Source organism: Aquimarina mycalae (assembly GCF_029906345.1).
GTDB lineage: Bacteria > Bacteroidota > Bacteroidia > Flavobacteriales > Flavobacteriaceae > Aquimarina.
In genome coordinates this window covers 1-3,143 of record NZ_JARYGY010000023.1, presented here as the reverse complement: position 1 = coordinate 3,143, position 3,143 = coordinate 1, and the positions used below count along the sequence as shown (strand labels likewise).

The following is a 3,143-nucleotide window of genomic DNA, read 5'->3' as shown; positions in this document are numbered from 1 at the left end:
ATGCTGGTGACGGCTCTAGAAGCTGATCACATATAGGATGCGGAGCAAGTTATAAAGTATTTAAATGTTGACAATTTGCAACAAAAGGAAGAGAATTGCCAACATTTAAACACTTCAAAGTAACCATTATGAGATAATTAAAATAGAAATATTAACTTTGGAAAACTGAGCTAGTGCTTTTCATAGGACACCTTGTTGTGTGTAGTTTTTTTTATTTCATATTCAAATATCAGAACTCTTAAATTCCACAAAGTCAAAGTTTGTATCGCGGTAATTCTATCATTTCGACTACTTACGACCAATTTGTCTTTGAATGACTTGATAAATTTAGTCCATAATCGACCTTTTGAGTCCCTGAGCAAAAAGTAAAATCCACTATCTCCAATTTTTTGTCCCGATGAATCCAAAATGAGTTCTCCATTATTTCCAACTCTAGGAGATAAAATAACTGTGGCGTTTCCATTTGGTAAAGGGAAAGCTGCTTTAATACAAGTATGTCCATTTGGTAAATCACAAGTCTCATAAACTCCTGAATAAACTACTTGTCCTGTCAATTTAAAAGCCCTAAGCCAAATTGTTCTTTTAACTTCATTTGTTTTGGAGTCGAGTAGTTTGATTATTTCATTCGTAAGGCCCGATGAATCCTCTACGTTTTGAATTGGAACATTAAGTTGTTCAATTCTATTGCTGAAAACTTTTTTTACTAAAATTCCGAAAATTTTGAAAATCGGATTCCATTTTACTTTTAGTAGAAGGTTATAATTTGCGGTGTTTTGATAAAAATCTATTACGTTTGGACACAATTTATCTAATTCGTTATCAGGTAAGTTAAGATGTTCAATGGAATCTAGTATACCTTTATTTATACTTTCTTGATCGATTATCAATTTCTCATCTTTAGCTAATTGTTCAATAAATTTTTTCCCTATCCCGTGAGTTTCGCCAAAAGGTCCTAAAAGCCAATTGTATTTCGAGTTATCAATTTTTTCTCCAAAAAGAATAACCCATTGTTGAGTAATCCAATCTTGTATGCTTTGATTTTTCTTGGCTAATCCCATTGTTGCTGGTATGTTTTAAACGCTAGGAATAAAATTTGATTGACCTTTCCACTCTCCAGACTCCCCTAAAGGTTTAAATCTTAGAGTGGTAAACTCAAAATGGAAGTTCTTTCTCTCTCTTTCTTTCATTGCGTCCGAGTGCCTTTTCGGTTTTTCTACCTCACTATGACCACGAACCATATCGGTCATTTCTTTTTCAGATTTCCAAATTGAAAAGGTCGATACTGTATTTGGGAACTTAACTGAAGCTAGCGAGATTGTTGTTCCTGGATTGTCTCTAACAAGCTTTTCGACTGGTCTACCCCAATGTATAAATCGAGGAACTGCAAGAGGCTTCATTCTTGCAATTGTTACTGCAACTACTGGAGAATTTGGACCTTCTAAACTGTCTTTATCATCTGGTATTCTGAATCCACTAAACTTTCCCCATTCTCTAATAAAAGACAAACGTACATGCCAACCTTTAGCTAGAACTCTTCCGAAACTATCTTGCTCCAAATAATTTTCAAGTGCAGTGTTATTTTCCCATTGCATAAAAACCGCTACTTGTTGTATTAGTATCCTAGAGGGAGAAAAGATTGGTGAACCTAGAGTCATTGCGGTCATGTATTCGGAGTGAATAAGTCCATTTGTGTTTTTGGAGATCGGATTCGAGAATATTCTTTTTGCCGCAACAAAAAAAGGAAGTTTAACTAAATGATAAGAGAATATGCTCACTTTGATTTTAATTAAATTATTAGTTCTATGCGGTTCTTCTAATTACACAGTGGCTCTTGTATGATGCGTTTGCTTCGCGAAGGGAGCATATGCAATATACAAATTGTTGTGTATTTTCTTTATTTCATTCTACTGTCTGGAAACTTTTGTTGAATTTCATTCAAGTGATTTAATTGTTTAGTATTTAGAATTTCTGAATAATCAAAATTTTTGTTTTTTGTTTGATTAATATCAGAAAACAAAATAATTGATAGCACTCTTGGAGGAATTCCTAATTCTTTATAAGCCTTTAACTTATGATGACCATCTAATACGAAGTTTATCATGCTATTGAGTCTGTTTTTATTCTATTTTTTCCTTGTCTACTAATTTAGTCAGGTCAGTATGATAATATTGTTTTTCTCCTATTTTATCTTTAGGTACTATTTCAAATAATAGTGACTTAATTTTTGTGTTGTTTTCAGAATTCATTGAGGTTCCATTTCCAAAAAAAGTTGACGGATTAAACCCTACACATTGATTTGTTAAGTCCAGTCCATTTTGGTCAACGACAATCGGTTTAGTATACAATTTTTTAAAAGTCCACTCATTCAGATATCCTATTCCGTTTGAATCAACTGTCAGAAGATTTTCTTTCAAATTAGATTTTATCAGACTGACTTGTCCTGAGTAATTTTCAGGAACGATAATTTTCAAAGTAGGTGAATAAATTTGGTAATGGAAAATCATAAATGCTATAGCTGTTACAGTAAAATAAACTGTCCAAAATGGTAGCCGCTTTAAAATCAATTTTGTCAGCCAAGCCAAGATAAGTCCTCCAACCAAAATTAGAGCGATTACCATTCCGCCAAGTAAAAATCCTGATAAAATCATTCCGCCAGGAAGATCAATCAACTTATAAATTAAAGTCGCAAAAAGTACAAGTGAAATTAGCCCAGTTATTATTTTTAGTTTTCGGTTCATTTTAATGTGATATAACGGTCTTCTGTATGGCTCGTTGCGGAAAATTAGCTATGATTTTCCGCCATAACTGAAAGATAGCAAATTGCAATGAATTCCGATTAAGGAATTCAGCCGAAATAAGCTATACACGTTGTTAGCCTTCGTTATTTTTTCATTCATTTTCTAACATCTCAATCATTCGTGCTGCTCTTCCATTATTTGGGTTAAGTTCCAGTGATTTTTTATAACTCACTAGGGCTTCTTTTTTCTTACCAATTTTCATTAAACCTTCGGCGTAACTTTGTGGAAATTCTTGCCAAACTGACCCACTTAATCCTGCGAAAGTGACCCATTGAATCCTATTTAAAGTGACCTGGGTATTCCTGTTTAAATTGACCCACCCCTAAAAAGAGCGTGTATTAAATA

At 33.3% G+C, this 3,143-nt stretch carries 4 protein-coding genes; all 4 read right to left on the bottom strand.

Annotation, left to right across the window (positions count from 1 at the left end):
• Window positions 1-170 precede the first annotated feature (170 nt).
• The 4 genes from QBK95_RS22825 to QBK95_RS22810 all read right to left on the bottom strand — a co-directional run bounded on the left by QBK95_RS22825 (window position 171) and on the right by QBK95_RS22810 (window position 2,738).
• Window positions 171-1,058, bottom strand: coding sequence for a hypothetical protein (locus QBK95_RS22825; protein ID WP_280936879.1), 888 nt, complete (start codon window positions 1,056-1,058; stop codon window positions 171-173).
• A gap of 15 nt (window positions 1,059-1,073) precedes the next feature.
• Window positions 1,074-1,775 carry a hypothetical protein gene (locus QBK95_RS22820; RefSeq protein ID WP_280936878.1) on the bottom strand — a complete coding sequence of 234 codons (702 nt, stop codon included), beginning with the start codon at window positions 1,773-1,775 and terminating at the stop codon, window positions 1,074-1,076.
• Between the two features lie 119 nt (window positions 1,776-1,894).
• The gene (locus tag QBK95_RS22815) at window positions 1,895-2,101 is read right to left on the bottom strand and encodes a hypothetical protein (RefSeq protein WP_280936877.1); all 207 of its coding nucleotides are present in this window, start codon (window positions 2,099-2,101) and stop codon (window positions 1,895-1,897) included.
• Window positions 2,102-2,117: 16 nt separating this feature from the next.
• Window positions 2,118-2,738: a hypothetical protein gene (locus tag QBK95_RS22810; RefSeq protein ID WP_280936876.1), complete on the bottom strand. Its 621-nt coding sequence runs from the start codon at window positions 2,736-2,738 to the stop codon at window positions 2,118-2,120.
• Window positions 2,739-3,143: the final 405 nt, after the last annotated feature.

Bases quoted from the DNA above. Each gene is read 5' to 3' on its own strand.
- QBK95_RS22810 (WP_280936876.1), bottom strand. From the start codon at position 2,738: ATGAACCGAAAACTAAAAATAATAACTGGGCTAATTTCACTTGTACTT.
- QBK95_RS22825 (WP_280936879.1), bottom strand. From the start codon at position 1,058: ATGGGATTAGCCAAGAAAAATCAAAGCATACAAGATTGGATTACTCAA.
- QBK95_RS22815 (WP_280936877.1), bottom strand. From the start codon at position 2,101: ATGATAAACTTCGTATTAGATGGTCATCATAAGTTAAAGGCTTATAAA.